The sequence below is a fragment of the Paenibacillus sp. J22FR83 genome (assembly GCF_059691955.1).
In genome coordinates this window covers 610,529-635,455 of sequence record NZ_JCAUAM010000001.1, presented here as the reverse complement: position 1 = coordinate 635,455, position 24,927 = coordinate 610,529, and the positions used below count along the sequence as shown (strand labels likewise).

The window sequence follows — 24,927 nt, the reverse complement described above, 5'->3', positions numbered from 1 at the left end:
GCCCCAGTCGTCTTATCGGAGGAGTAGCGATGAAGTCTTCAATTGGATCTGGAAGAAAGCGCATGAACATTGGGGTATCTCGATACTTTACCAAGCTGCTGGCGATCAGTATATTGCTGGGTGCCATTCCGGTTATTACGCTGGGGTTACTTTCCTATGTCATTTCCTCTAATTCGATTAAAGAGAAAGTGATCCGTGGCAACGATTTGATATTGGCTCAGATTCATCTGCGAACGGAAAGGGAATTAAGTCTGGTCGATAAAATGATGAATCAATTGATGTACTCCACGCTAGTCGCCCAGACGCTTAACAAAGCGGTTACCCAACACGACTTTCAAGCTGTGGGGCAAATTCAGCAGGAAATTTCTTTTATGCAATCTTATGAACTTGGTATATCCGATGTCGTGCTTGTCAATCTTCAAAAGAATTGGCTGATCAGCAGTGGTGGCCGTTTTAACAGTTTTACTTATTATTCGGATCAATCACTTTTCTCACACTATACGGATGCCGGCCAGCAATTTAATCGGTATTACCTATCCGACAAAACAGTTACGGTCGTTGAAAGGCTGCCACTGCATTCTGCGAATCCAATTGCCTTGTTACTCGTCGACATTTCGCTGGATGATCTTGATGCCATCCTTGCCAAAAATAAAGAGTTCGGCGAAATGTTCATTATGGACGAGGAACGAAAATTTGTAGCTGGAACGAGCTCAGATACGCATTTGCAAAGTGCACTCGACGCAGTTGTAGCGCAAACAACCGATCTTGAAAATGATAAGGCAATTACGGTTGACCTTAACGGCAAGCCGTCCGTGATTATTCCCTACCGTTCGAGCTACAACAGTTGGTTGTATTTATCGGTTATTTCATTAGATGACATTTCAATGGACTCAAGGGAAATTGGCCGGTACACGGTTTATATTTGCACGGGAATATTAATTCTCACTTTTCTTGTGTCGCTCTACAGCTCTCGGGTTATTTATTCGCCTATAAAAAGATGGTATGGCGTGCTCCGCGATTTAGTGTCGGGCTCGGACAAAGGAAACGAGATCGACATTATCAGCGGGAAGTTGAAGTCGCTGCTTCACTTGCGGCAACAAATGAGCGATCAGTTGAAGCAGTTTTTCGCGACCAAGCTCCTACTGGGCGAATGGCGCCGGAATGAAATTGAAGAGATGATGAAGAGTTACAATTACCCTACCAACTTGAAGCAATATATGGTGCTTGTATCGGAAATTGATACGCTTGAAGGGACCAGCTACACGGAGCAAGATCGCTATCTGTTAATGTTTGCAATTAGCAATATTGCAGGTGAGATTGTTCCAGCCCGTGAGCGCTTCGAAACGGTTGTCATTAACCATTCGCAAGTGTTGATTATGGGCAGTGAGGCCGACGACGCTCAGGAGGCTCGACTTCTGGCTTTTGAACGGGCGATGGACATTCAGCAAAAGGTGAGAGAGTTTTTGCGCTTGCCGTTAAGCATCGGAGTAAGTAGGGTGCATACAGACTTAAAGGAAATACCTAAGGCTTATTTGGAAGGGGTTGAGGCCCTCAAATACCGAATTCGCTATGAGCAAGAATCGCTTCTTTTTTTTGACGAAGTTCAGCCTAACCGAGAGCTGCCCCCCATTTTTCCAATGCAGATGGAGAATGACTTGATTGATTCGATTAAACTAGGCAATGAGGAAGAGATTCGGCATAAGCTTAGCGTATTTCTTCAGGAAATTTACAAGAATGCGGCTAACCATCGAGATTACCAAATCTTTGTGGCGAGACTTCTAACCGATCTACTGCGTCTTCATCAGGAGATAGGAGGCGTCATGCCCTACGACGGAACGGTATCGTTATTTGAAAAATTGTTCGAAATTAAGACGATTCCGGAAATCGAAGGTTGGTTTATGCAGATGTTGATTGCGCCATTAGTCAAGTTGATTGGCGAGCAAAAAGACAAGGCGCATCATCGCATCTCTAAAGAAGTCTGTGCAATGATTAACAACGAGGCTGAAACCAATCTGACCTTGGAACTATGCGCAGAACGCTTAAACTATCACCCTGTATATGTCAGCCGAGTGTTTCGACAGGAAATGGGCATTAATTTCGGCGAGTATATGGCTAACGTTCGTCTTGGCATCGCAAAAAGATGGCTGCGTGAAACAGATATGACGATTAATGAAATCGCGCAGAAGCTGCATTTTAGCAATTCTGGCAATTTTATTCGCTCATTTAAAAGTTCAGAGAGCATCACACCTGGCAAATATCGAGAACAAAGGAAACAGTAAGGTTACCGCCGGAGGAGGTGGTTTCTAAATGTAAATTGGGCAATTGCAAAGGAGGGATCGCGCCTGGATAAATTGTTCGTTGTAGGAGACAGCATATCCATCGATTATGGTGTCTACTTGGAGACAATACTGGAAGGCGGAATGATTTACGATCGTAAGAAGGATCGGGATTCCATTAACGAAAACCAAGATCTCCCCGAGGCGATGAGAGGAGCAAACGGTGGGGACAGCGGAATGGTACTTCAATATTTATCCTTTCTCGTAGCGAATCGCTTGTTTGATCATGATATTTTGCTGCTGAATTGCGGGCTGCACGATGTGAAACGTAATGTGTCGACGGGCGAGCTGCAAATTCCATTAGAGTTGTACGAAGCGAACTTACAGGCGATTCTACAACTCATGCAGCCGCTTCCTGTTCGGATAGTTTGGGTGAGGACCACGCCTGTCGATGATGCCATCCACGAGGAGCGGATGAAGAAGTTTGTACGATTGAATCGCGACGTCATTCACTATAATGAAGTTGCCGATCGAATCATGGAGGCTGCTGGCATCCAATCCATAGATTTGTACAGATTTACGCAAAAATTAGGCGATGGCAAGACGTTGTTCAACGACCATGTCCATTACGTCCCACAGATCCGAATGCAGCAAGCAGCGTTCATTGCCAGCTACTTGCACAACATAAGATAACGAAGCTCATAACGCACAAAACGCACTAGTTTGTTAGGATCCACCACAAAGGAGGAACTACTGAATGAGTAATGTGTTGAAAAGTCGATTATGCAAGCTCATCATGTTTTGCTTGGTATTGGGGTATATCCCGTTAGGAATGGCGAAGCCTGCCTCCGCCTTCGGGAATGGAAATCTATTGAATGGTGGGTTCGAGAGTGCGACAGGTTCAGGCATTCTCGTCTTCAACGGCTGGAAGATCGATTCGACAGGATCGAAGGCTACGAACGGCACTCCGGCGGGCTCGACCTATGCCCATTCAGGTAACAATGCCTTGAAGGTATCGGCAGGTTCGGGCAGCCAAAAGACACCGGCACAGCAATTTGTGTCCGTCATTCCCGGTCAGACCTACAACCTTTCATTTTACTTGAATGTAACGGCTTGTACGAACGCGGCATCCTCGACGGGAATGGTCGTCCGGTTTTATGACAAAGCGGGGCCAGATAACTTCTCCACGACCGGATCCACGACAGTCGGTTCGGATGTCATCGTTGGCTCGGTTACGGGGACGACGACTTCTGGATACACATTGTATCAAAACAACTTCACTGTGCCCGCAAATGCGAAATATATGCGGATCTATGTGTTCTCCAGCAGCGCAGTCAGCGGCAGCATGACCGCTTATGTCGATGATGTCAGCCTCGTGCAAACCGGCGGCACGGCACCGAGCTCCGTGACAGGCGTCACTTTGAATAAGACGTCGACGTCCATCGAGAAGGCGGGTACCGAGACACTTATCGCCACTGTAGCTCCTTCCGGAGCACCGCAGGCCGTCGTCTGGAGCAGCAGCAATTCTTCCGTCGCTACTGTCGATGCCAACACAGGTCTAGTCACAGCGGTGAATACCGGAACTGCGACCATCTCGGCCACATCTACGACAACCACACCACCGAGTACAACTCCTACGATAAATACTGCATCCGCTCAAGTGACGGTAACGGCTGGCATGCCTACGCCGGTTTACGGGTTGACACTGACGCCTTCTTTTAACTCCATTAGTGCTTATATTGCAGGCGGGCGGGATGATCTGATCCGTCATCTGTACTATAAGAAGACAACAGACACAGTATGGAAAAATGCACTGGATCCCATTTATATTCCAGGCAAGGAGATTTTCTCAGGCAGTATTGTGAGGTTGGATGAGAATACGACCTACGATGTCAAGTCCGATATATACTACGGAAGCACACTCATCAAATCGGAGACGGGAACGGTCCAAACTTGGACATCTAACCCCGTGATCGCTCAGACGATTTCGCTATCCAGTTTGTACACGAGTGGCGGGTTGGTCATTAACGGGCTGACCGGAACGAACAATGGTTGGATCAAAATTGTTAACGATACGGGCCTCACCATCGATGCTGGTACGCTAACTCAGAATGCCGTCACGATTACGAATACGGTCTATACGATCCTGGATGGCTTCATTGTCAAAGGCGGCAGCAAGAATGGTGTCTACCTGAACAGCACGGATCACGACGTCCGGATTACAAATGCGGATATTTCCGGCTGGGGGCGTACAGCGGTCGATGCCGTGCATACAGCTGCACAATTGGCCTATATCAATAAAAGCGATGTAGGTTATGGCACACCAATCGATGCGCAAGGAGATATGCTGGAAGGTGATGCTGGCTTCCGGATCGAGGATGCGAAGAACATCGTTGTAGAACGCAGCTATGTGCATGAGCCGAGAGGCTATGCGAACCCATGGGGAGGTATCACCTCGGATGGGCAAGTGTATAGCAATTCTCACCCGCAAGGACCCGAGGCGATGTACCTTCGAAGTGCAGGCGGTATGGTGGTCAGGTATAACGACTTCATTGGCACGGATGAGTACCATCGATTCAATGACGTGATCAGCGGCTATTATAACAATGCAGAGAGCGGCGGCTTCTATAAGGATGCTGACATCTATGGGAATTTCTTCGGATACGCGAATGATGATAGTGTAGAATTCGATGGCGGACAGTCCAATATCCGAGTGTTCGACAATCGTTTCGAAATGAGCTATTCCGGCACCAGCTTCGCTCCGAACATGGTCGGTCCGAGCTATGCATTTAATAATGTATTTTATAATCTGAACGATTATCGAAGAACAGGCACGGGGTCGGTAGTCAAATTAGGCGGCAACAGCAGTACCGTGTATAAAGGTGAGACCTGGTTTTTTAACAATACCATCTATGCAGTGCCCAAAGCGATTACTGGCAGCAGTACGCCGAAGAACTGGTATGGCGGTACCCGAAATAATCTCATTGTCGTGATGAGGGATCTCACTAAGGGCTCATCTAATTATTACAACATTGAGGATAATAGTCCATCCGTCAATCCCGGTACGAATTTTGATTATGATGCGTTGGGACGTACGACGGATGCTGATGGATCCGGGGATATTTATGCAAATCCAGGAGCCGAGGCACATGGCTTGTTCAAGATCGGCAAGATGACGAATCCGGATGCGGGTGTTTTTACACCGACGATTTCTGGCATCGATACGGCAAGGGAAGTAAACGTTGTGGATCAGGGAACAATCATAGATAACTTTTCGAATACGTTTTCTGGTACTGCTCCTGATATTGGCGCTTTTGAACAAGGGTCGAGCAGCTTGTTCCCGAAACGGCCGATCCCGTTCCAGTCAGATAAATATTTGGTTAGCATTCCAGAAACGAGCAACTCAGCTACGTTCACGATTTCGACAGGTACACTCAGTGGATCTGGCAGTTATACGATTCGACGTAATGTGGAAGAAGATTGGTATTCGGTTACACCCTCCACGGGAACCTTCGGAAGTAACGCTTCAGTAACGTTTACAGTTAATGTGGACCGCACCAAAGCTTCATTTAACCGGGCTGTCGAATACTCGACCTTATTCGTGCGGTTAGCCAATGGGTATTCGGTGCCGATTACGGTTAAAGCAGATAATACGGCTGTTGCAGTGCCGGTTGGGCAAACGATTCAGCTCGACTCCACAAAGCCGTTCCCGAACACATCCAATTTGAATGCCGATTGGAAATCCAGCAGTACGGCAGCTTCGATTACATCATCGTCGGTTATCGACGTATCATCCGTTAACGTCGCTGGTGTATATGCTGGTACAGCAACTCTTACGGCGAATAGCTCGGATAATGGCGTCAACCAAGCTGAGTACAAAGTACGTGTGCCGGCGATGCTCGGTGACCTGCAGGTGAATGGGCAGGCTGTCGCGGGGTTCGCACCGGGTACGTATAACTACAATATCGTACTGCCGACTGGTTCTGGCGTGCCGACGCTATCGGCGGCTTCACTGGATGCCAGCTCAGCATCGCCTTCTACAGTGGCGTATAACTTACCAGCGAGTCTGCCGGGCACGGCTGTCGTTATGGTGACGTCTTCTGATGGAACGACGAGCAATGCGTATACGATTCAGCTTACAGTATCGCCCGGCGCAACATCCGCTGTAGGATACTGGAAGCTTGATGAGACTTCAGGGACGGTCGCATCGGATTCCTCGGGCAATCATTTGAACGGAACCTTGATTAACGGACCCGTATGGACAGCGGGCAAGTTTGGAAACAGTCTAGATTTTGATGGAGCGAACGATGAAGTGGATCTGGGAACTCCCACTGAATTGCAAATTACGGGTGCCATGTCTCTTGCCTCCTGGGTCTATGTCGACAGCTTCACGAGCAGTGGCCGAATCATCTCAAAGGAGAACGGAAACAATTCTAGGTCATGGAGCCTGTATACGAATTCCGGAGGCAATGGCGTATTCCAGATCGCAACGGGTGCAACTTCTTCCATTACCGTGTTGACAGCAAGTACGTTACCGGTTGGCCAATGGGTCCATCTGGCGGCTGTATTTGAGCCGGGCACTGCACTAAGGATCTACGTCAACGGTGTATTAAGCAACTCCAATCTCAGCTCGATTCCGTCGATGCAATATAACAACAACCAACATGTGTTTATAGGAAGACGGCCGGATTTTTCGAATGCTTTTAACGGCAAGATTGACGAAGTATATGTCTATAACAACGCATTGACGAGTTCGGATATTGCAGGTTTAGCGGGTAACTAGGAGATATAACCGTAAACTACGCCGACTTCCAGCTTCTAATTGGCAGTCGGCGTATCCGTATCTTTTTCTTAGCATGGAACCTATCGTTTAGGTGGAAGAAGGAGAAAAAATGAAACAATATTTTGAATTAGAAGCTAGCATGACATATAAGATGGCAGATCAGAACACAGACGCCATCCTTGAAACAATAGCAGGCTCATATATAGCGAATAATCCTCCGCATTCGTTTGTATTCAGATGCTATAGCAGGCTTTCAATCCCACAGTTACAGGATGGCAGATTTGATTTTAATATGCATGAAAAACATCCCGGTGCTGCTAATGGTCAATATGCCTTCGCACTTGGCATGCTATGGAGTGACAACGTCAGGTCTGTTGAAACAGCAATCAATTGTTATGGTCCGACGAAGCTGCTACTGAATGGCAAGCTGTTTTATAAATCGGGGGTATCTGAAGAGGTTAATGTAGATACGCGCAAAATTGTTGAAGTAAAGTTGCAAGAAGGCTGGAATGCGTTTCTGCTTATTTTTCAAAAGGTAGCTTCCGGTTTCGGCTGCATATTCGGTTCAAACCGCAGCCATTCGACGCCTTTAGATTTTATGAACCCGTTCCAAAATCGATACGACTGTGGCGGTTGGTTGTATTCGGAGCTGCAAGATGATGAACGGTTCGGAGAAACCAACTTCCCCAACGTGAAAGGATCCGAAACGGACTCCCCTGTCCTGTGGTTTCCTTCTCAGGCGCGAACGGCTGATCAGCAGTCGCTGATGAACTGTGCAAGAATTTACGGTGTCCAGCCGAATAAGGTGGCATATGCTTGGGCGAAAGGGAACTCCGTTCTCCCCGGACGGAATCGGTTCGCTTTGAAGGGATGGTCAGCCGGCCAGCTTCGCATCTGGGTTAACAGCGAACTCGTCTCGATGTCCGAGAAGGAAGGGCCATTTGAGTGTGAGGTTAATCTCGTATACGGGGTACACAATTGGTTAGTTGAGTCTGCGTGTGGGAAGGAAGACTGGGGTTTTTCACTGGAAGTGACAGCTGGAGATGAGGGGTATTCGTTTGGTCAGCCACACCCTGTAAAAGGCACCGATGAATGTTGGTTTTATCTAGGGCCGATGGAGCGCATTGCAGGTATCGTCCCAGAACAGCTGCAAACGATGTACAGCTTGTTTGAAGTGGATGATGCCGCAAAAGAATCTGGCAATTATACGTACTGGCGAATAGATAAGCCTGGAGTTTGGATCAGACCTTACCTACAAAATGCCCGTTATGCAAGATGGAATTATCCAATTGGTGTGACACTGTATGGTCTACTCCTGACCGGTAGAAAACTCACACGACCTGATATTGTAAGATACGCACAACAACATCTAAAAACGTGTACGACGATGTACAGCTACGCGGTGTGGGACCGTAAGCAGTATGGGTATCCAGCTATAAACACGAAACTAGTAGATATGAAGATGCTGGACGATTGTGGCTCGATCGGTAGTGCCATGCTGGAGGCAAATAGAGAGGCGCAGGATGACGATTTTGTCAGGCTGGCGTATGTCATTGCCGAATATATGGCAAGCACGCAAGAACGGCAGGATGACGGTGCATTTTATCGTGATTCCAAGGGTTATTACATGGAAAATACGTTATGGGCAGACGATTTGTACATGAGCACCCCATTCCTGATCCGGTACTATAAGCTGACAGGTGAACGTAGATGGCTTGATGATGCTGCGAGACAGTTCTTGCTTTATAAGAAATACTTGTATCTTCCCGATAAAAAACTGATGTCTCATGTCTATGATTTCAAGTTTCATATGGCTAATGGGATCTCTTGGGGACGCGGAAACGGTTGGGTTATTTTTTCTTTGTCGGAGCTGCTAGAGACTATGCCTGAGGACCACAGGGATAGAGGAGAGCTGCTTGCCTTCTTCAGAGATTTCTCTGAAGGATTACTTGGTCGACAAGGGAAGGCAGGCTTGTGGCACCAAGTATTAACAGATGAGGGATCGTTCGAGGAAACGTCCTGTACTTCCATGTTTGTTTATGCCCTTGCTAGAGGGGTACGCTTCGGCTGGCTGGAAAATACCAGGCTATATGCAGCGGCTGTACGCAAAGCGTGGAATGGATTAATTAAACATGCCTTTGAAGGCAATGGATCTGTCCATGGTGTATGCTGCGGATCCAAATATTCCTTCTCCCCTGATTATTACAAATATGAGCTTAAGGCGGTTACGAATGATCCGCATGGCATTGGCATCGTCCTGCTTGCCGGAATTGAGGCCGACAACATGAACCGGATGTTATCAACTTTGCATACTGCGGAATAAATGACGAGGAGTGGACATGATGAAAGGCGATGTAAATTACTCAACAATCACCAGAAAACAAGATGAATTGACGGGTGTCGAAGTCATTCAGCTCACCGACAATTCCGGAGATACGTATCATCCTTATTTCACCAAAACATTGATTGATTCTGACAATAATTACATTCTTCTGGCGTCTAATCGTTCCGGTTCGATGCAATTATACACACTGAGGTTTAAAGATGGACAAATGGTGCAAATCACCGATCGAGAGGGGGTTATTCCTTTCAGTTCCGTACTCGATGCCTGGAATCATATTGTCTATTATTTTGCAGACCGCACGCTGATGCGGGTTCGCCTTGATAATCTGGAGACGGAAGAGCTCATGCAAATTCCAATTGGCTTCAAGCCCAGTGATCTATCTATTGATAACTCAGGGAAATTTCTATCTTTTTCGTATGTGGAACATATGGAACTTTGTACGGAAACAGGTGGCACCTATTCAACGCATAGGGAAAAACACTTCCGTAGGCCAACGAGTGTAATTATTCGTTATGACATCGAAAGAAGAGCTCCCTATGTGGTGTGGGGAGAAGGTCAATATATTTCTCATGTGAATATAAGCCCGGTCGATCCAAATATTATTTTGTATTGCCATGAAGGACCGTGGCTACAGGTTCAGCGAATGTGGACGGCGCGGATCGACCATGACAAAGTGTATCCGCTTGTGGATCAGAAGGTGGGTTTGGAACGGATCGGGCATGAATTTTTTACTGCCAGCGGAAGGGTTGGCGCACAGTATTCATCTAGGGAGCGGGTCGGAGATGAATTTTTGTTACATGGCGATATTTTTATAAACACAGATGGTTCGAATGAGAGAAGATTTTATTACCCTTATACTCGACCTTCCCATGTACAGATGAACTACCAGGAAACGATGGGTGTCGGTGATCGTGCACACATTCGCGAAGTGATGAAGGATAGTGGGAACTATATGTCCTTATTAAAATACGAAGGGGGTTCAATCGAAGTCGGCCTTCTTTGTGCTCACGGTACTTCATGGGGCAGCCAGATGTCTCATCCGCATCCCATCTTTACCCGTGATGATCAGTATATCTTGTTCTCTTCTGATAGAGGTGGAAAATCCAATGTTTATATGGCTAGGGCAGATTGGGACAAAACGGTGAAGAGTGATAAGCTGATAGAAAGTTAGAAATCATTACGAAGCAGTGCCGGACCACGCCGGATTAAATAAAAGCATTATAGTAGATAAGTGATATCGTTAGCTTTTTTGCACATTCCTAATGAAGTCCGCGTAAACCGCGGGTTTTTTTTATGAGATCAAGTTCTTGTCCGTTTGCTATTCCTATTAACTTAACTGAGAGTCTGGCTCGAACGCAGCATCTCGAAATTTCGGTTAACTCATTAAAGAAGTCAGAATAAGGAGGATCATCATGGAAACAGCTTTGAGACCGTATCCCACTCTATGTAAATATATCTACTCCGGGCAAAATAGTTCTTTCGTTTACTATGATGACGAAGGAGACAATTACAATTATGAAAGTTTTTTTTGCTCAAATTACTATGGTGTGGGATGAGGAACTAGAAGACTTGTAAGATTCCCCTATAACCCATCAATGTTCCTACAAAATTCCTTCTGGCCGTATGATTGTCTCTGTACGAAAGAGTCGTGAAAAACTACAATGGACTGAGAAATGATATCGCTTACATGACGCTGTTAAGTTCGGAATGGAAGGGGGTGATTTGAACAAAACTCCTACTGTCGTGCTAACCAGAACAGTTTATAAATTGCCAATCCAAGGAGGTTTTATGAAAGTGAGAAGGAGAGCATTCGTTTGGCTTATGACTTTGGTAATGATCTTATCCATGATACCATATGCAGGATCGGTAGAAGCGGCTGCCAGTGCGCCAAGTGCAACGATTTATGTTGCTACAAATGGCAATGATAACACAGGTGACGGAACACAAGCGAAGCCGTATAAATCGATTGCTAAGGCAAAAACAGTAGTAAGGACACTGCCTAAGACTGGTGGTGATATCGTCGTTCAAATTGCCGATGGCTTTTATCCGCTTGATGAAACTCTCGTTTTTGACAAGAATGATTCCGGAAGTGCAAGCAGCACGATTCGCTATGAGGCGGCGCCGGGGGCAAAGCCGGTAATCAGCGCCGGCGAAATGCTGCAAAAAGGCGTATGGACAGAAGCGGTTGGCCTTACTCAGACAGGCGGATTAAAGGCGTATAAAACAACCCTTAACCGCAGCGATAAGCTGCGCGCACTCTATGTAAACGATAAGGGCGCCACCATGACGAAGAGCTCGGAAATAGCTTCGGCCAACAGAACCGTCACGGGCACTCCCACTGCCAGCTTTACCGCTGCCAATAACCCTTGGGCGTGGCAGAATGGCACCAACATCCGGGCGGGTATCGTATTCGACGCCAGCGTAGGTCTGACGACAGCAACGAAAAACCCCCAAAACATCGAAGCCGAAAGCACGGGCGGCTCCACCGCCAGATGGGCGAGACCTTTTATCACTTTCGCGTCGATCGAAGAGGCGCCGGCAGCCAGCAGCAAGCCCGGCGGTATCATGTTCCGGTTCCAGATGCCGTATGGGTTCATTTCACAGTCTTTGGGTAATAACACGCAATACAATCCGGGTAACAATCAAGTAATCCGCAACGCGTTCGAGTTCTTCAACAAACGCGGAAATTTCTATTTCGACCAGGCGGAAAGCACGCTTTATTACATCCCGCTTGCAGGCGAGGATATTAATACCGCCGACGTGGTGGTTCCAAGGCTCGAGACGGTCCTCGACATAAGAGGGATCCCTGTCGGAGATCGGTTGAACCCTGTTGCGGGCTCCGATGATGGGCGTGTCAAAAACATAACCTTCAACGGGCTGAAGTTTGCCCATACCGACTATAAACTGACTGAACTGACGGGTACATATACATGGAGCGACGGATCCGGTCCGGTAACGACCAGTTCCCGAGGCTATGCATCTGTTCAGGGCTCTATTGTGAACAAAGTTTACTTCCCCAGCAGCATCAATTGGCATGAGACTTTCTACCGAGGGTATGACATACCGCCGGCAGCGGTAATGATCAACGCGGCGAGGAACATCAAGGTGCTGAACGGCGAGATTGGGCTTACCGGATTTAATGGCATCCATGTAGAAAACGATGCCAAGGATATCGAAATCTCAGGCAATTATATCGTAGATACGCTCGCTTCAGGCATTGTAATCGGACATCCGCAGCATATCTACGAAAACGATGTGGCGGTTTCGCATGAATCCAGTGTTTCGCTCTCTGGCACGCCAATAAGGAACTGGGCTGGCGTTGGTAAGGAGAAATTTGCGGCGGGTACGGAAGCAGTGCCGGAGAATATTTATATTACAAATAACTTTTTGTTCAGGACCTGTTACGGATTCCCGGGCGCCAACGCACTGGCTTCTTTCTACACAACGAATATGCAAGTACTGCACAACTACATCTATGACACCACTTACGGCGCCATGAGCATCGGCTGGGGTTGGGACGAGTATGATGGCTTCGGCTTTACCTCCCAAGGTACCAACAAGACTGGCGGCCCGTACCAAGGTACGCATGAAACGAGTCTCGCGAGATCCCCAGTAATTTCCACGACCTCTAGGAATAACAAAATAAACTATAACCGGGTAGAAGAAATTTGCACAGTTGTTAACGACTCCGGAGCCATTTATTCACTGGGCCGGCAGGGGGACCCAGGTAATTTGCCGGGTGGAGGGACATGGGACACCGTCAATAATCTGACAAACAACCCTGTCACTGACAAGAGTAGTAACTGGCATTCTGACAATTGGACGAATTTCACTGAGATGAACTACAACTTCCTTGACCCGAATCCAACTGGCAAACCCACGACCTCCAATAACTGGACGAACGGGTTCCATCCGGATGAAGGCAGCACGTTCATTAAGATGATAGGCAACGTCGTGCAGTCCAAGCTTTCGCATGCTGTCGGACAGAGCCGTCTTTATGAGTTTAACAACTGGAAGCGCAAAAGCGATATGATTGCCGTCGATGGTTATGTGGATGGGAATAACGACCAGAACGGCGGTCCTAGGATTATTTACAACAATTACAAAAGCGAAGCACGCATTTGGCCGGTTAAGGGCAACGAAATCGTTTTGAATGCGGGTCTTGCTAACGAATACACGCATATGATTCCGAGGAGCCTCATTGCCGATACCGAGTTTGAGTTGGCTTCCAATGTCATCATGGGTAAAGGTGAAAAGCTGAACCGCAGGGGTCTGCTCCAAGCGCAAGACACCGTTTGGATCGCGCCAGCGAACACAACTGTCTTTAATGAAGGCACTAAGATGACTAAAGCTGCAGGTGACGTAAAGTCAATCAACGCTCCGTCTTCCGCAGGTGAATACAAACTGTATATCAAATATGGAGACGGCAGAGCAACGGCCACTTCCAAATATACGGTATATGTTGATGCGAGCGGTTCAGCAACTAATGTGGAAAATGGGAAGAGCTATGAAGTTTCAGCAGTAAGGCCGCTTAAACTGACTTTGAGTACGGATTACACTTTTACGCTTAACGGCAAGCCTGTGACGAATGGGTACGAAATCCGCACTGCAGGAAGCTGGACTTTGGTAGGCAGCACTTCGACGCCTGCCATAACCTTCAACTTCACCACCACAGTATCGGAGGCGAATAGGCTGCTCCCGGCTGACGTGTCAGTCGCCCCCGGCGGGAAAGTCAGGTTTGCGTACGATATGGACGACGCTACTAAACAGATATGGATTTCTTCATCGAGCGACGGAAATTTCATTGAAAGCGACAAAGAAACAATGGCCTCCGGCAGCATGATAGAAATAACCGCGCCAAAGTTGGTCGGTCCATACATTATTTATGTACGTTCGAAAGAAGGCAATGTTCTCAGCCAGTCGCACGCTCGTGTCGTGGTGCGCGATATGACGCCTGCCGATATTCCTAGAGATGGTCTTGACTTATGGCTCAAGGCTGATGAAGGCGTGGAAAAAGACGGAAGCGGCAACGTAACTGGATGGACCAATATGGGCAGCGTTCCAGCGAAGCTTGTCCCAGCGAACGTCCCCGGCAGCGGCGGTGATAATCTTGGAACACCTACCGGCAATCCTACGCTAAAGAACGATGGATACGACTATGTAGATTTTGCAGCGATGTCAAGGCCGTTAAAATCCGCAGGCTTTAAGAATTATAACGGCAGTACGCAGATGACGATATATGCGCTGGCTAGACCAACAACCACAGCCAACAACTCTAGCGATCAAAGTGGTCTTGTTTATTTCGGATTAAACGAAGCTTACCAAACGTGGGCGGCCAACAGTGGTTGGAGCGGTATTAATCTGGGTGTAGGAACAAACCGAGTTAACATCCGCTTTGGTAATACGGATGGCAGCGTATCGGGTGGCGGGCAACAAATTACAACAACAGCGACTGACGGTCTTGCCAGCGTTCGGGCGCAGCTAAACGGAACCAATAGAGCTGTTTATGTTAATAACAATGTCATCGGCACTGGAACTAACGCTAAGGCACTGTTAGGAAACAGCTCGGATCTGGGCGTAGGTTACACGATGGCGGCTGCAACCCCTTACCGCTTCCTGGGCAGGGTCTCGATACTAACCTGTATGTTCTGGTGCGTGTAAAATCCCCTGAGCTGAACAACAGCAGCAGCAATGCGCATGAGCATGACTCCGTCGAGATCTTTGTGGATGAGAACAATAGCAAACAAACCTCCTACGGCACAGGCATGGGACAATACCGTATTAATTATCTGAATGCGAAAACCTTCAATCCAGGCAGTATCAGCGCGGGATTTGAGTCTTTTGCCAAAGTCGTGGATGGCGGTTATTACATTGAAACGAAGATCCCTTTTAAAGCTACCCTGCCAACGGTTGATCGGGTAATTGGATTTGATTTGCAGATCAATGACGCGAAAGCAACGGGTGGCCGCCAGGACGTTATCATGTGGCACGACGTGACCGGACAGTCCTATGCTAACGGTTCACAGTGGGGTATCGTTACCCTTGTCGGCAAGCCGCCGGTAGTTTCCGGAGCAGCCGGAGCGACATCCATCACGACGAAAGCCGGCACGCTGCAAATGTTAGCGGGAGTGCCAGTCGTATGGTCGGTTACCGCAGTAGACGGTTCGGAGACAAATGCAGCGATCATCAGCGAGACGGGATTGCTGTCGGCCAAAAAGAATGGCGTCGTGAAAGTAACGGCGAAAGCCAACGGGTCCAGTTTGAGCAGCAGCGCGCTGATCACCATCAGCGGTCAAGAAGGTGCGTTGCTGAGCGGAGCGGCTTCCATCTTATCCGGGCAACCATTTAAATTGAACTTTGGCTTGAACAATGTGACCTCTAACGTTTATGCAATCGATCTGACTGTTCATTACGACCCTGCGAAGGTGGAATACGTGTCAGGCATCTCACTAGTAAACGGCTTCTCGATTGTGCTTGACCATGAAGGCACTTCGGGCGGCGGTGAGGCGAACATCCGATTCCTTGCTGCAAGCGTAGGCCAGGCCATTTCCAATACAGACAATCTGCTGGAACTGAGCTTCAAGGCCAAAGACGTTGGGGCGACTGTCGAGGTTAACGCCATCACGGTCGATCATGTCATCATCTCGGACGGCGTCACTGAAACGCAGGTAAGCTCGGCTAGCCATAATGTGAAGATCGAGCGTATTAGCAAAACGGCTCTGAGCGCAGCAATTGCCTTAGCCCAAAGCAGCTTGAGCGGCGCGATAGAAGGTTCGCTCCTTGGACAATATGCACCAGGTTCCATAGCGCTGCTGCAAAGCAAACTGGCAGCCGCCAACATCGCGCTGGCCGATCCGGCCATGTCCCAGGCAAGCATTCAAGAAGCGGCAACTCAATTGGAAGTAGCGACATCCGTATTCAACGGATCGTTAAAAACATTGTCCGGATCAAGCGTAATGACGATCGGGGATTTGGCGGTCATTGGAAGACACTACGGGCAAAGCAACGCGGACATCAATTGGACGTTGTACAAGGCACTAGGTATTACTACGCCGCGTCCAATTGGCATACAGGATCTGGCGTCGGTCGCTTACCGCATTCTAGGAATCTCGCAATAATCGAACCAGGTTCATAATGTAACGATAGGCTATACGGTCGGGAGGAGGCGATTTCGTGTCTTCCTCCCCCATCTATTTGGAGAGGAAGTTGACGAATGAGACAAACCAAGAGGGTGACAGCGCTGTTGCCTAATTTCCACCGATCGGGAGACGCTTACGGTCACTACGCCGTGCTGAGAAAGATTCGAATCGTCTGCTTACGTCTTTTACTAGCCGGCTCGTTTCTGTTAAGCGTGTTTTCCTTGGCGACTGTGGTCGTTCACGCCGCTCCGACGTACACGCTTTCCGTTTCGAACAATCAGCCGATCACCGGCCGTGAAGTCAGAGTCCAAGTGGTCGGTCAAGGCCTATCCGACGTGTATGCGACAGAACTTCAAGCGACGTTCAGCACCGATCATTTACGATTCATAAGCGCATCCAGCGGCCGATTCGGTTATGCCGTTGCGCCTGCGGTGAACGGCAGCCAAGTTGCATTGGCGTTTACGAAAGTCGGACCAATATCCGGAGAGACAGGGACAGTCGTACTGGCGGAAATGGTTTTTGAGGCGACGTCATTGGGAAGCGGAACGGTCGAGCTGAAAAAGATAAAAATCGTGGACAGTACAATGAACGTCGTCGATTTCGACGCGAACGCGATGGCTATCTTAAGTGTGGTCGCACCTTCGAACAATTCGGGCCAGGGCAATTCGGGGCAGACTTCCTCTGCCTCGACCCCCGAACCGGAAGGCGCGGTTAAGGTGCATAAAGACACAGGCGGCAAGGTAGAGAATAACGGGGCGGCAGTTAACTTGCCGGCAGGAGCACTAGGAAGTGATATTTATGTGAGCATTAAAAAGTTGAGCGACACCTCACAGCTGAAGCCGGATCCGAATTTGAAGCTGGCTGGAGATGTGTATGAGATTATTAAGGATGTAGCAGGACCGTTCCACAAACCAGTCACGATCACCCTTCCGTTCAACACCAGCCTGCTGGATGATGAGCATGAGGTGGCACTGTACTGGTACAACGAAGAAACCGGCAAATGGATCAAATTGGACGATATTAAGGTCGACCTCGTGAAGGGCACCGTTTCTGGCAGTGTGACGCACTTCACCAAGTTTGCCGTATTGGCGACAAGGAAGTCCGCATCTGTCCAACTTCCGACCTTGACCGATATTAAAGGACATTGGGCGGAAGCAGATATCCTAGAACTTGTAAAATCAGGAGTGATAGAGGGCTATCAAGACGGCACATTCCAGCCTCATGCAACGGTAACAAGATCCGAGTTCGTAGCCATGCTCGTCAGAGCGTTTCACCTAACGGCAACCGGCGGAACGGGATTCTCCGATACCGGCAGCCATTGGGCGAAGGATGCCATTGCAATAGCATCCGCACTGGGTATCGTAGACGGTTATGAAGACGGGACATTCGTTCCCAATGACAACATCACCCGGGAACAAATGGCCGTAATTCTTGCACGTGTTGCACAGTTGACTGCGGCTAGCGGCAGTCTGAATTATAAGGACAGCAGCGACGTCTCCGCCTGGGCCCAAGGACCGATAGCGGCTTTGACCGCCAAGGGCGTGCTGAACGGCTACGAAGACGGTACGCTGAAACCGAAGGCTTTTAGCACTCGTGCAGAAGCGGCGGTTATCGTCATTAGGATTTTGAAGGGACAATAAAATCCATGGACAATATGAATGTGACGGCAGTGCCTATCGAGTATTCGAGGTCAGTTATGGAGGAGCTTCGGGGGACGGTACAGGAAGTTTCCTATAAGGTAGGTAACTATATTAATTTTTCTCGACTGCTTGTAACAGATCGGAATATCGATAGGAGTGAAGCAGGGAGGGAAACGGTTGCAGGAGATAGCATAATGAAGAAATGCAACGTTTACTTACCTGCTGGTTATAACCCAAATGACAATTCTGTCAGATACAATGTATTGTATTTGCTTCATGGCGTAGGCGGGGATCAATATGAGTGGCTAAGCAGCAATGGTAAAGTGGACGGACGATTTATCATCTGCAATCTATTTGACAATCTCATTGCAAACGGTGATATCGATCCGTTGATCGTCGTATTTCCAAACGGAAGAAGCACACATGACTGGACAGACACATCCTTTAATTCCGAAGGAACCAATATGCTCGGATTCTATTACTTTGATTATGAGCTGAGATACGATCTAATTCCATTTATAGAATCGAATTACAAAACCTCCGCAGATATTACAGTTACCTCCTATGAGGGAATCCTATATAACCGCACCCACAGAGCGATCGCTGGGCTTTCAATGGGGGGAATGCAGACCTTGAATCTGATCCTCGGCGGTTACCGGCATGATTCGACGCGAATCACGGGCACCGATAGTCCCTGGAACAACGGGTTGGATAAGACTGTGCTAGCGCCAGGTTTGATAGATCTTTTCGCTTATGTCGTTGCAAATGCTCCTACGTCGAGTGATGGTAAAACGCTTGGACTCAGTCTTGCATCTTGCACACATAATCTTCATTTGCTATATACCACTTGCGGCGATGCAGATGGAGTAGCGAATGGCAGTTATATAAAATCTATAGATGGGCTTATACATCAATCGGGGAATAATCTTAATCATTTTTATCAAATTCTGATTAAGGATGGTTTTCATGATTTCCATGTTTGGAATAATGGTGCTTACAATTTTAGTAGATTGATATTTAATAATTGTGATGATCATGTAAGGTCCCGTGTAGTGAGCAAAACACTATAACATTTTTGGAGAGATTTAATAGCACCAAGCGATTATGGGGCCATCGGGCTCCGGTAAGTCTACCCTGATGAAGATCATCGGATGTTTGGACGCTTCGGATGAAGGGGTCTATAACCTTGAGGGAAATCAGATTCACGCCATGAAGGATTCACAGTATGCGGAGATAAGGAATCGTAAAATAGGGTTTGTTTCCAAAGCTTCAATCTGTTGCCGAGATTAAGTGCTTATGAGAATGTGGAGCTTCCACTGATCTATCGCGGAACGGGAGCGCTGGATTCGAAGACGGGCGCTGAGATTATGGATATTTTCAAGCGATTGAATGAACAGGGCATGACAATTATTGTGATTACCCACGATCGGCAGGTTGCTGAGCAGGCGAAGCGGGTTGTGCTGTTTAGGGATGGGCGGTTGATTTATTAAGGTGGACGAAAAAGTGGCTAAGTCAGGATGAACATCCTACTCAGCCACTTTTATTATTAATATTATCATGACAGCATAATCAAATAGTGAATCGCGAATTTATTTGATCAATATTAGCCAGAATTTGTTAATGAGGTTAAGAATTATCAGGTCTATAGTGGAGACGAAAGAATCGTTATCCCAAGATATCGTATTAATTATTGTGAGGAGGCCTATCAAGATGTGGAAATATGCAATTGAAGATGCAATGCGCATTACTAAAAAATATGGAACAGTTTGGGAGTCAGTTTCCCCATGTTAGTAATAACACTAGCAGGAAATATGAATTGAATGATAATGATGAATGGACGAACGGCTTCTGGTCAGGGATATTGTGGCTCTGCTATGAATACTCAAGAGATGGAGCTTTTCGCGAATGAGTAGACGATTTCTCATTCGAGGTGATGATTCTTCGTACCACACATTCTATAGATCAGCATACAGGTGATTCGGACCGCGGAGGAACAGGACAAGGATACCAAGACGGATCCACATGGACACGAGGGCAAGCCTGGGGGATCTATGGATTTGCGCTTGCTTATCGTTACCTAAAGCGGCCGGAGCTTTTGGAAACTGCTAAGCGGCTAGCGTTATATTTTACAGCGAGGTTACCAGAGGACAGCGTTGTCTACTGGGATTTCAATGTTCCTCAGGTTTCGGAAACCAAAAGGGATAGTTCCACTTCTGCCATTGCTGCGGCTGGTATGCTTGAAATTGTCTCCCTTCTGCAAGACGACGATCCAGTTCGTGAACTTTTACTGAATACCGTTCATGAATCAATGAGATCGCTGATAGATAACTACGCCGCAATTGGTGAAAGTAACCCGCAGGGATTGCTGAACAGAGGATCATTTGCCGTGAGAAGCGGTGTATTACCAGATGACTATGTCATTTGGGGGGATTATTTCTATTTGGAGACTCTGCTCCGACTGGAAAAAGGCATCCCTGGCTACTGGTATGAGCGATAATAGTTTCGACCCGGAAAAACACAAAATCATTAGTATGGCGAGTTGTACGACAAATGCATTGGCTCCAGTAATCAAAATCGTAAGAGAAAACTTCGGGATCAAATACGGTCTATTCTCGACAGTCCATTCCTATACAAACACGCAATCTCTTACGGATCAGCCTATGAAGGATCGCAGGGATTCTTGGGCAGCTGCGGAGAATATCATTCCTTCTTCATCTGGAGCCGCAAGGGCACTTAAATTTATATGGGAAGATTTACAGATTACAGGTAAGGCATATCGAATTCCTACTCGTACTGGAAGCATTGCTGAATTAAACCTTGTTACAGAAAAACCTTGTACAGTACAACAAGTAAATGATATTTTCCGTAGTAGCGCCACAGATGGCCAGTTAAAGGGAGTCTTGGATGTTTTAGAAGGTGAATGGGCATCCTCCCGTATCGTAGGTGATTCCCATTCGTCCATCATTGACCTTCCTCTGACACAAGTACAGGGAGGACTCCTTTCCGTCGCAACATGGTACGATAACGAATGGGGTTACGCTTCGCGTTTAGCTGAAGTAGCGGCTTTTTTAGTAGATAAGTGATAATGCTAGTATTAATAAATATGTTTAAATTTAGGGCTATCGAACATTACACCGATAGTCCTTTACCTTATTTTTAAGTAAACATGGTAGTAAAAGCGAACATTCTTCATTGCCAGGGATCTTGGGATCACAAAATGGAGGTGAACATGTATGATATGTGATGGGCGGGGAAACGATTAGCGTGTTGGATGTTGTGTCCCTGGAGATTGATTAAGGAGAATTTGTCGGCAGCTGGCTGAGATTCGGAATCGGAAGATCGGATTTGTTTTTCAGAGCTTTAATCTACTATCTCGATTGGAGTGCCTATGGAAATGTGGAATTGCCTTTGATTTATCGGGGGATGAAGCGGAAAGAACGAGAGCCACTTGTATTGAAAGCTTTGGAAGCTGTGGATCTGGTGGATCGCAGGAAGCATCTGCCTTCGGAATTGTCCGGCGGGCAACAGCAGCGGGTTGTGAGGTTTAGGTATGGGCAGTTGTTGGAGGGGATTTAGTTAAAGGGGCAGGTCAAATTGAAAATGTGTCTGCCCCTATTATACGTTCAACTTCTGATGTCAGATTCTACGGTTTAGGGAAATACCCACGATCGACTGCATGTTCGACTAATGCAGCCACCAACACTTTCAAGTTTGGCAAGGAAGTCAGGGAACCAGCATTCTGAATGGTACTCTCACAGCTATAAAGGTACGGTGAGGTCCGAACCCCGTCGCCTTCCAATAATGGAATAGCTAATTGAACGGCTTCCTTACTGATGTTGTTGCCTTCGGTGATGACCCACCTTTCGAACTCTTTTTGCGGTAATAGGTCAATCGCATATCCAAGTTCTCTCAGCACGCCAATGAAAGCATCATAATGTTCTTGAATCGGATTGCAAATGTGGTAGATTTCACCGAAAGTTCGCTGCTTCATTAAGGAAACCATAAAGCTGCTTGCAAAGTCTATGGGGGAGATATCCAAATAGGCGTCTACAATGGGCGCTTTCCCTAGAAGCAGGAACGCCTTGATCATTCGGTAGAAATAGTTTTCATGCATATTTTGTTGGAAGCGACCAGATACACTGTGGCAGGACAAATTGCCAGCTCGGTATATCGAACATGGTAACCCAGCCATAATGGCATTCATAACGCTTTTTTCTGCTAAAAGCTTACTGTTCGTGTAAACATTTTCCAGTTGAAAGCTATAAAAATCCTGAGAACTTTGTGAAACGGTTTCCCAATGCCCGGATGCGGCCATATCTTCGGGTATACCTAATGTGGAAATGAAGTGGAAGGAAACAGTCGGTCTATCGTGTACCAATCTTAATAAGTTTTGAGTGCCAATCACATTGGTTGCATGAAAATCATTCATATTGCCAAAATGTCTTACATCCGCACCAGCATGGATAATTGATGTGATACTAGTAGAAACATACTTACGGTCTTCGGCCGCCAAGCCTAAGTCAGCATTTGCCAAATCACCCTCGAGTACGAAAATCCTATTCGTATACTTGGCAAAAAATGTTTGACCCCAATAGGCGTCAAAAATTTCCCAAACCCGAGCTATCCCGTTATGACCTAATTTGGGGCGAACAAGCAAGTGGAGATTAGCATCAGTGGTCGTCAACAGCTCATATATCAAATGTGAACCCAAATATCCGGTTGCGCCAGTTAGCAAAATGTCCGAACCTAAACCGTCTTGACCATGAAACTGCACCTTCGGAAGTATGGGCAGCTCACTAAGTAGCTTGTACTCTGTGAAAGGCGTTTCTTCAATTTCATCAGCGTCACGGGATAAGATAGATATGTAGGCAGCCAAATCTTTTACGGTTGGATGTTCATACAAATCATTCATCCGCAAGCTGAGGTAATCCTGTTTTAGAGAGGATAAAACAGCCATAACACCTAGCGAGTCTCCGCCAATATCGAAGAAACTTTCGTTGCGACCAACTCGCGAAAGTCCTAGCGTTTTAGCCCAAACCGATGCAATGCCAAGCTCTAATTCACCAGTGGGCTCTTCATATGGCGTATTCGTCTCTGCGAGATCGATATTATCCATGGCGAGTAGCTTTTTCCTGTCTACTTTGCCTGTTGGCGAGAGCGGTATTTCCAGTAGGCTATAAAAAAAACTAGGAATCATATAATAGGGGACGTACGATTTTAAATGTGCACGCAGCTCAGTGCTAGTTACAGCAGATTTGGTAGAGTAAAAGCAAGAAAGATGCTTAACTGTATTATTCTCTTGAATAGCGACTACGGCTGCATCAAGAACGGAAGGATGCTTGGACAAAGCGTTCTCAATTTCACCAATTTCAATGCGGAAGCCACGCAGTTTTAATTGCCCGTCTTTACGGTATTGAAATTCAAGATTGCCATCGGATAGCACTTTAACGATATCGCCGGATTTATAAACTTTGGCGTTAGGAGCGCTGCTGAACGGGTTAGCGATGAAAACTTCGTTCGTTTTATCAGGGAGATTCAGATATCCTTTGGCGAGGGCGAAAGTTTCAATGTAAAGCTCTCCTTCTTCCCCGACTTCGGCCAGCGTCCCGTCAGCTTTAACTACATAAATTTTGTAATTACCAATTGGGGAACCGATAGGGACAGTTATGGAATCACTGTTCCAATATTCAGTTATCTTGAAGGTCGTTGTAACGACTGTGCACTCTGTTGGCCCATAAGCGTTAAAAATGACGGTATCCATACCAAACTTGTCTTGAAACTTGCGTACATGGTCGGAGAGCAGTGCTTCTCCGCCTACGGTAATATTTCTTACAGTCTGCCACATGGATTTCGAATTGGGAATTGTTGTTTCTGTTAGGCGGTTGAATACAGAAGTGGGAATACAACCAATGATAGTTACTTTTTTGCTTTCAAGAAGTGACAAAAAAAGATCAGGAGTTAGTTGCTCATCTTTAGTTAAAATAGCAAGCGTTGCACCGTTCAGTAAGCAGTTGAACGTGTCTAAAATTGAGGCGTCAAAACTAAATGTTGAAAATTGAGTGAGCACGTCTACGCTCGAAATCTCCAATTTGTTAGCAAACGTATTTGAAAGATTTACAACGCCTCTGTGAGCAATCAGCGTACCTTTTGGATTGCCTGTGGAACCGGAGGTATAAATCACATAAGCCAAATCATCCGGCGTGATGTTCGCATCCTCGAAGCTGGTTTCGCCATTCGCAAAACAGTTTTCAATCGAAATCGGGGTGTCGATACCTAAAGCAAGACATAACTCTGCAGCGGTTTCAGTATGGCTCTTCTTGATGATCAATTGTTTGCAACTAGCGTTCTGTACGATGTACCGATTGCGTTCAATCGGATGCTCCGGGTCAATAGGTACATAGATACCGCCCATACGCAATACGCCAAGAATGGAGATAACGGTTTCGGGACTGCGCTCCATATAAATACCAACAAAATCGCCTTTACGGCAGCCGGCATTGGTCAATTCGTTGGCAATTTGCGAGCTTTTTGTGAACAAATCAGCGTAACGAATGTCAATGTCACCATGGGAGATTGCAACTTTATTTGCATACCTTGTTGCGACGTGCCGAAAGATGGAGGATATCGTTTCTGTTGCTGGGTAGGCTTCGTCCGTATGGTTGATTTCACTGTAAATGGACGGTTTTTCTTTGACGAGATTCAGCATGGTCACTCTCCTCTATATGTGAACGATTATATTGGAACG

At 47.0% G+C, this 24,927-nt stretch carries 11 protein-coding genes and 3 pseudogenes; 13 read left to right on the top strand and 1 reads right to left on the bottom strand.

Going from position 1 to position 24,927, the window contains the following annotated elements:
- Positions 1–29: 29 nt before the first annotated feature.
- From AC58PV_RS02085 to AC58PV_RS02025, 13 genes and pseudogenes are all read left to right on the top strand, one after another.
- Positions 30–2,279, top strand: a complete 2,250-nt coding sequence (locus tag AC58PV_RS02085; RefSeq protein ID WP_497430636.1) for a helix-turn-helix domain-containing protein — start codon at positions 30–32, stop codon at positions 2,277–2,279.
- Between the two features lie 72 nt (positions 2,280–2,351).
- A complete protein-coding gene (locus AC58PV_RS02080) occupies positions 2,352–2,969 on the top strand; it encodes an SGNH/GDSL hydrolase family protein (RefSeq protein ID WP_497430635.1) in 618 nt (205 codons plus the stop codon).
- 64 nt (positions 2,970–3,033) lie between these two features.
- Positions 3,034–7,059, top strand: a complete 4,026-nt coding sequence (locus AC58PV_RS02075; protein WP_497430634.1) for a LamG-like jellyroll fold domain-containing protein — start codon at positions 3,034–3,036, stop codon at positions 7,057–7,059.
- Between the two features lie 109 nt (positions 7,060–7,168).
- The gene (locus AC58PV_RS02070; protein WP_497430633.1) at positions 7,169–9,382 is read left to right on the top strand and encodes a glycoside hydrolase family 88/105 protein; all 2,214 of its coding nucleotides are present in this window, start codon (positions 7,169–7,171) and stop codon (positions 9,380–9,382) included.
- Between the two features lie 16 nt (positions 9,383–9,398).
- The gene (locus AC58PV_RS02065) at positions 9,399–10,574 is read left to right on the top strand and encodes an oligogalacturonate lyase family protein (RefSeq protein ID WP_497430632.1); all 1,176 of its coding nucleotides are present in this window, start codon (positions 9,399–9,401) and stop codon (positions 10,572–10,574) included.
- A gap of 617 nt (positions 10,575–11,191) precedes the next feature.
- Positions 11,192–15,064, top strand: coding sequence for a cohesin domain-containing protein (locus AC58PV_RS02060; protein WP_497430631.1), 3,873 nt, complete (start codon positions 11,192–11,194; stop codon positions 15,062–15,064).
- Positions 15,055–16,521, top strand: a complete 1,467-nt coding sequence (locus AC58PV_RS02055; RefSeq protein WP_497430630.1) for a sugar-binding protein — start codon at positions 15,055–15,057, stop codon at positions 16,519–16,521. The genes AC58PV_RS02060 and AC58PV_RS02055 overlap by 10 nt, the downstream gene beginning before the upstream one ends.
- 95 nt (positions 16,522–16,616) lie before the next feature.
- The gene (locus AC58PV_RS02050; RefSeq protein WP_497430629.1) at positions 16,617–18,182 is read left to right on the top strand and encodes an S-layer homology domain-containing protein; all 1,566 of its coding nucleotides are present in this window, start codon (positions 16,617–16,619) and stop codon (positions 18,180–18,182) included.
- Positions 18,183–18,187: 5 nt separating this feature from the next.
- On the top strand, positions 18,188–19,252 hold the full coding sequence (locus AC58PV_RS02045) for an alpha/beta hydrolase (protein WP_497430628.1): 1,065 nt from the start codon (positions 18,188–18,190) through the stop codon (positions 19,250–19,252).
- Between the two features lie 28 nt (positions 19,253–19,280).
- Positions 19,281–19,672: pseudogene (locus tag AC58PV_RS02040) on the top strand (ABC transporter ATP-binding protein); the annotation flags it as partial.
- Between the two features lie 220 nt (positions 19,673–19,892).
- A pseudogene (locus AC58PV_RS02035) lies at positions 19,893–20,679 on the top strand (glycoside hydrolase family protein).
- On the top strand, positions 20,669–21,265 hold the full coding sequence (locus AC58PV_RS02030) for a hypothetical protein (RefSeq protein ID WP_497430627.1): 597 nt from the start codon (positions 20,669–20,671) through the stop codon (positions 21,263–21,265). Before AC58PV_RS02035 ends, AC58PV_RS02030 begins: the two are co-directional and overlap by 11 nt.
- 228 nt (positions 21,266–21,493) lie before the next feature.
- A pseudogene (locus AC58PV_RS02025) lies at positions 21,494–21,719 on the top strand (ATP-binding cassette domain-containing protein); the annotation flags it as partial.
- Positions 21,720–21,825: 106 nt separating this feature from the next.
- On the opposite strand, the gene AC58PV_RS02020 reads toward AC58PV_RS02025, so the two are convergent.
- A complete protein-coding gene (locus AC58PV_RS02020) occupies positions 21,826–24,888 on the bottom strand; it encodes an amino acid adenylation domain-containing protein (RefSeq protein ID WP_497430626.1) in 3,063 nt (1,020 codons plus the stop codon).
- Positions 24,889–24,927: the final 39 nt, after the last annotated feature.

Coding starts and splice junctions, on each gene's coding strand:
- AC58PV_RS02070 (WP_497430633.1), top strand. CDS start 7,169: ATGAAACAATATTTTGAATTAGAAGCTAGCATGACATATAAGATGGCA.
- AC58PV_RS02085 (WP_497430636.1), top strand. CDS start 30: ATGAAGTCTTCAATTGGATCTGGAAGAAAGCGCATGAACATTGGGGTA.
- AC58PV_RS02030 (WP_497430627.1), top strand. CDS start 20,669: ATGAGCGATAATAGTTTCGACCCGGAAAAACACAAAATCATTAGTATG.
- AC58PV_RS02065 (WP_497430632.1), top strand. CDS start 9,399: ATGATGAAAGGCGATGTAAATTACTCAACAATCACCAGAAAACAAGAT.
- AC58PV_RS02045 (WP_497430628.1), top strand. CDS start 18,188: ATGGACAATATGAATGTGACGGCAGTGCCTATCGAGTATTCGAGGTCA.
- AC58PV_RS02060 (WP_497430631.1), top strand. CDS start 11,192: ATGAAAGTGAGAAGGAGAGCATTCGTTTGGCTTATGACTTTGGTAATG.
- AC58PV_RS02020 (WP_497430626.1), bottom strand. CDS start 24,888: ATGCTGAATCTCGTCAAAGAAAAACCGTCCATTTACAGTGAAATCAAC.
- AC58PV_RS02050 (WP_497430629.1), top strand. CDS start 16,617: ATGAGACAAACCAAGAGGGTGACAGCGCTGTTGCCTAATTTCCACCGA.
- AC58PV_RS02075 (WP_497430634.1), top strand. CDS start 3,034: ATGAGTAATGTGTTGAAAAGTCGATTATGCAAGCTCATCATGTTTTGC.